The organism is Sphingorhabdus sp., from assembly GCF_044354325.1.
Lineage (GTDB): Bacteria > Pseudomonadota > Alphaproteobacteria > Sphingomonadales > Sphingomonadaceae > Sphingorhabdus_B.
In genome coordinates this window covers 1-5,980 of sequence record NZ_JBILAF010000121.1, presented here as the reverse complement: position 1 = coordinate 5,980, position 5,980 = coordinate 1, and the positions used below count along the sequence as shown (strand labels likewise).

Here is a 5,980-nt window from a genome sequence, read left to right as displayed (position 1 = left end):
TTGCGCTGACTAGCGTGTGGCCATGAGAAAAACCATCCTGCTTGCCGCAATCATCGGCACTTTCGCCCTTTCCTCCGCTGCGTTTGCGCGCCCGATGACGGAGACCGACCTTGTGACAATGAAGCGCCTTTCGGGTGCAACGGCATCGCCCGACGGGACAATGATCGCCTATCAATTGCGCGAGACCGATTTGGCCGCGAACAAGGGCAAGACCGACCTCTATATGCTCAAAATCGGTGCCAAACCGCAGCCAATGATGTTCGCATCAAAACCTGACAAGAATGAGCATGACCCCGCCTTTGCCCCCGACGGCAAAAGCATTTTTTACATCAGCAACGAAAGCGGATCGGACCAGATTTGGCGCTACGACATTGCGACAGCGACAACCACGCAGGTGAGCAATTTCAAGGCCGATGTCAGCGGGTTCAAAATCTCCCCTGATGGACAGAAATTTGCTGTCTGGGGCGATATTGCCCGCGATTGCATGGAATTTGGCTGCGAAACAGACGGCGACACATCAAAACCCGGCCCCGGCACCGGTCGTGAATATGACCAGCTTATGGTGCGCCATTGGGACCAATGGGAAACGCCGGGCAATTACAGCCGCGTGTTCACCGTCATGCTCGGCGCAGATGGCAAGCTTGGCACATCAGGCGCCGCAATGGACGGCACCCTTGTCGGTGACGCCCCATCCAAGCCCTTTGGCGGCGGCGAAGAGATCAGCTGGAACGCCGACAGCAGCGGCCTTGTCTACACACTGCGGTTGGCCGACAAAAATGAAGCCAAATCGACCAATCTCGACATTTACGGCGCGTCGCTCCAGTCGAAGGCGCCGGTCAACCTGACGGCTGACAATGCCGGAATGGATACGACACCCGCCATGTCGCCCGATGGCAAATGGATGGCATGGACGTCGATGCCGCGCGCGACCTACGAAGCCGATAGGCTGGTCGTAAATCTTATGGATGTGAAGAGCGGCAAGGTAACCGCGCTGACAGAAAAGTGGGACCGTTCCGTGACGTCGCTTGCATGGGCGTTGGACAGCCGAAGCTTGCTGGTGACGGCGCAAGATGTGCTGGAAACGCCGCTGTATCGCGTCGACCTGAAAGGCAAAGTCACGCGATTGACCGACCGCGGCAGCATCGCCGAAGCCGTTCCGCTGAAAAATGGCGGTGTCGTCTACGCCATTAACAGCATCACGGGGCCATCGGACCTTGTGCATATGGATGCCAAGGGCAAAACCACGCGGCTCACAAACGTAAATGCGGACGCTTTGGCAACGCTCGATCCCGTCAATTACCAGAAATTCAATTTTGCCGGCGCCAATGGCGAACAGGTATTTGGCCAAATCGTAAAGCCGCAAAATGCGACGGGTAAGCTGCCGGTATTGTTGTTGGTTCATGGCGGACCGCAGGGTTCGTTTAACAACAGCTGGTCCTACCGTTGGAACCCGGCGGTCATGGCGTCGCAAGGCTATGCCGTTGTAACCATCGATTTTCACGGGTCGACGGGCTATGGTCAGAAATTCACTGACAGCATCAACAAAAACTGGGGCGGATGGCCGCTTGAAGATTTGCAAAAGGGCATGGACGCCGTTGGCAAAATCGACACGCAGCTTGATACTGCAAACGCCTGCGCACTTGGCGGATCTTACGGCGGTTACATGATGAACTGGATTTCGGGCAACTGGCCCGACCGTTTCAAATGCCTCGTCAACCATGCGGGCATTTTCGACCTCCGCGCGATGGCCTATGAAACCGAAGAATTATGGTTCGACCAATGGGATAATGGCGGGCCATGGACAACGCGGACCGATGGCGAAAAATGGAACCCTGTGAACCATGTCGCCAAATGGAAAACACCGACTTTGGTCATTCATGGCGAGAAGGATTATCGCATTCCCTATTCGCAAAGCCTGGCCGCCTTCACCGCATTGCAGCAGCAGGGTGTGGAATCGAAGCTGTTGATATTCCCCGATGAAAACCATTGGGTGCTGAAACCAAAAAATTCGATCCAGTGGCACCAGACTGTGTTCGCATGGCTGGCCAAGCATTTGAAGGGCGCGAAGTAACGGGCGCAACAGCAATCAGCGGCGGGTGCGGCGTTACTGCTGCTGCGCTTTTTATGGGCTGTTCAAGCACATGTCGTGTGGTGAGGGTTTCCCTTTCCGGTAAGGCTCGTTAAGGCACGAACCTATGACTATCGACAAGACTTTCGACCCCGCCGCAATTGAAGCAAAATGGTACGCCCATTGGGAATCTACTGGCGCGTTCCGTCCCGAACGGCCAGATGCAGAGCCCTATACAATCGTGAACCCACCCCCAAATGTGACGGGTTCGCTGCATATTGGCCACGCGCTCGACAATACGTTGCAGGATATCCTCATCCGCCATGCGCGTTTGCAGGGCAAGGATGCATTGTGGGTGGTCGGAACCGACCATGCGGGCATCGCCACGCAAATGGTGGTCGAACGGCAATTAAACGCGCGCCAGCAAAAGCGCACCGATTTCACGCGCGACGAATTCATTGCCAAGGTGTGGGAATGGAAAGAGGAAAGCGGCGGCGAAATTACCGGCCAGCTGCGCCGGCTTGGTTGCTCAATGGATTGGGAAAATGAACGCTTCACAATGGATGAGGGCTTTTCAAAAGCCGTCATCAAAGTGTTCGTTGAATTGTATAATCAAGGCCTACTGTACCGCGACAAGCGCCTCGTCAATTGGGACCCCGGCCTTAAAACCGCGATCTCCGACCTTGAGGTGGAAACCCGCGAAATCAATGGCAAGTTCTGGCACTTCAAATATCCGCTCGAAGATGGCAGCGGATTTATCTCCGTCGCAACCACACGGCCCGAAACGATGCTCGCCGATATGGCGGTGGCGGTAAATCCTTCGGATGAACGTTATGCGCATCTGGTCGGCAAAAATGTCCGCCTGCCGATCACCGGCCGCTTGATCCCGATTGTCGCCGACGAACATGCCGATCCAGAATTGGGCTCAGGCGCAGTCAAGGTAACGCCGGGGCATGATTTCAATGACTTTGAAGTTGGCAAGCGCGCCGGATTCAAAGCCAGCGAGATGTTCAACATGCTCGATGGCGAAGGCCGCGTTGTGCAAACGTCGGATGGTCTCATTCCGCCAGAATATCTCGGCCAATATCGCTTCGGCATCGAAGGCGAACCAACCAATGCGCGCAAGATGGTGGTCGAAGCGATGGACGCTTTGGGCTTCCTCGAAAAGGTTGAAGACCGCGTCATCCAAACACCCTTTGGCGACCGTTCGGGCCAAGTGATTGAGCCGTGGCTGACCGACCAATGGTATGTCGACGCAGAAACATTGGCCAAGCCCGCAATCGAAGCGGTGCGTTCGGGCGCAATCGATATTGTCCCCAAATCTTGGGAAAAAACATATTTCAACTGGATGGAAAATATTCAGCCATGGTGCGTGTCGCGCCAATTATGGTGGGGCCACCAGATCCCCGCTTGGTTTGATGCGGATGGCAAATGCTATGTCGCAGAGACCGAAGAAGCGGCGCAAGCGCTTGCCGGAACAGACGTTGAATTGACGCGCGATCCGGACGTGCTCGACACATGGTTCTCATCGGCGCTCTGGCCATTTGGCACATTGGGTTGGCCCGATCAGACCACAGAGCTCGACCGCCATTATCCCAATGACGTGCTCGTTTCCGGTTTTGACATATTGTTCTTCTGGGACGCGCGCATGGCGATGCAGGGCATTCACTTCATGAAAGAAGTGCCTTGGAAGACGCTGTATCTACACGGCCTCGTCCGCGCCGCAGACGGCAGCAAAATGTCGAAGTCCAAGGGCAATACCGTCGATCCGCTTGGCCTGATTGACCAATATGGTGCCGATGCTTTGCGCTTCTTCATGGCCGCCATGGAAAGCCAGGGCCGCGACATCAAAATGGATGAAAGCCGCGTTGCCGGTTATCGCAACTTTGCGACCAAGCTTTGGAACGCGGCACGCTTTGCCCAGTCCAACGGCATCAGCGGATCGCACAGCATCCACGCCCCCAAAGCCGAGCTCGCGGTGAACCGCTGGATTATCGGCGAGGTCGTTGGCACCGTTGAAAAGCTGAACAAGGCCTTCGCCGAATTCCGTTTCGACGGCATGGCCGATGTGATTTATCACATGGTCTTTGACCAGTTCTGCGATTGGTATCTCGAACTCATCAAGCCGGCTTTTGTCGATGGTGAAAAGGGCGAGATGGATGCCGAATCCATGATCGTCGCTGGCTGGGTGCTCGACCAAATTTTGGTCATGCTGCATCCATTCATGCCGTTCATCACCGAAGAATTGTGGCACGCCTTGGGTGATCGCCCCTATGACATCATCCATGCAAAATGGCCCGAGCCGAACGCAACGGTTGACGCAGACGCCGTTCGTGAAATCGACTGGGTGATTGACACAATCAGCAAGACGCGTTCGTTCAAGGCCGAGCTGAACATTCCGCCCGGCACGCGGCTGACGGCGAATATCGCCGACCCACAGCCATCGACGATCGCAATCATCGAACGCCAAGCCGCAGCGCTTTCGCGTCTGGGCCGTATCGACAGCTTTGCTTTTACGCCTGTAGAGACCAACAATGTCGCGCAGATCGTGGTTGGTGGCGATACGGTCGTCTATGCCCTCGACGGCATCATCGATCTCGATGCCGAACGCAGCCGCATCACCAAAGCGATCGAAGCCGCTGCCAAGGAACGTGATTCGCTTGCAGGGCGTCTGTCCAACGCATCCTTTGTTGAAAAGGCAAAGCCTGAAGCCGTGGAAAAGGCACGCACCGATCATGCGGAAAAGGCTGCCGAGGCCGAACGGCTGACGGCGGCATTGGCTCGATTGGGGTGAGCGGCGCACCCGCGCATCAACGTGACCTGACGGTTGGTCCGGTTGCAAAAACATTGTTCCTGTTCGCGCTGCCGTCGCTTGGCGTGAATATTCTCCAGTCGATTAACAATTCGGTCAATTCGGTTTGGATCGGAAAGTTTCTGGGCGAAGAGGCGCTGGCGGCGGCGGCGAACGCTGGGCTCATCATGTTCTTGATGTTCTCCACCTTGTTCGGTTTCACCATGGCGACAACCATATTGATCGGCCAGAATATGGGCCGCCGCGATATTGAATCTGTGCGCCGGATCATGGGAACCGCAATCACCGTCTTTTTCGCCGCGGGCTTATTGTTCGCAGCGGCAGGCTGGATTTTTGCGCCGCACATGCTGCGGCTCATGTCGACGCCTGAGACGGTCTATCCGCTCGCGCTTGCCTATCTGCGCGTGATTTTCCTAACGATGCCCACGTCATTTGTCATGGTGCTGATATCATCATCGCTGCGCGGCGTCGGTGATTCCGTCACGCCATTTTGGAATACGGTATTGAATGTCGTGCTCGACATCATCCTCAACCCGGTCTTCATTCTTGGCTTTGGTCCAATCCCCGCAATGGGCATCGCCGGATCTGCTTTGGCGACAATCGTTGCCGGAATCATCAGCCTCGGCCTGCTGATGCGCAAGGTCTATGCGCTTGACCTGACCATTCGCCTGCGCGGGGCCGAGCTTCAATGGCTGCGCCCTGACGCCCGCTTTCTGAAGCCGATAGCGCGTATGGGTCTGCCCATGGGCTTGTCGATGATTATCATGTCGGGCTCTGCCGTCGTTATGATCGGGCTGGTGAATCGCGAAGGCGTGGACACCACGGCTGCATTCGGCGTGATGAACCAGCTGTGGAGCTATGTACAAATGCCCGCCGTGGCTGTGGGTGGCGCGGTCAGCGCCATGGTTGCGCAAAATATCGGCGCGAACAAATGGGACCGCGTCGGTCGCATCGTCTGGTCAGGGATCGGCATCAACCTGCTGATGTCGGGCGTGCTGATTTTGCTGATGACCTTGTTTGCAACACCGTTGCTTCAGTTGTTCCTGCCCATCGGCAGTCCAGCGATCGATATCGCCATCCACATCAACCATATCATTGGC

3 protein-coding genes are annotated in these 5,980 nt (G+C 56.1%); all 3 read left to right on the top strand.

The features are described 5' to 3' along the window. Positions 1 to 22: 22 nt before the first annotated feature. Positions 23 to 2,071 carry an alpha/beta fold hydrolase gene (locus ACIQ0G_RS09725; RefSeq protein ID WP_397577738.1) on the top strand — a complete coding sequence of 683 codons (2,049 nt, stop codon included), beginning with the start codon at positions 23 to 25 and terminating at the stop codon, positions 2,069 to 2,071. Positions 2,072 to 2,195: 124 nt separating this feature from the next. Then, positions 2,196 to 4,862 (top strand): valine--tRNA ligase, encoded by a 2,667-nt coding sequence (locus ACIQ0G_RS09720; RefSeq protein WP_397577737.1) that lies wholly within the window; start codon positions 2,196 to 2,198, stop codon positions 4,860 to 4,862. Next, positions 4,859 to 5,980, top strand: a 1,122-nt coding sequence (locus ACIQ0G_RS09715; protein WP_397577736.1) for an MATE family efflux transporter, incomplete at its 3' end; no start/stop codon positions are given. The genes ACIQ0G_RS09720 and ACIQ0G_RS09715, both read left to right, overlap by 4 nt.

Excerpts from the sequence above, each read along its gene's own strand:
- ACIQ0G_RS09725 (WP_397577738.1), top strand. The coding sequence starts at position 23 with ATGAGAAAAACCATCCTGCTTGCCGCAATCATCGGCACTTTCGCCCTT.
- ACIQ0G_RS09720 (WP_397577737.1), top strand. The coding sequence starts at position 2,196 with ATGACTATCGACAAGACTTTCGACCCCGCCGCAATTGAAGCAAAATGG.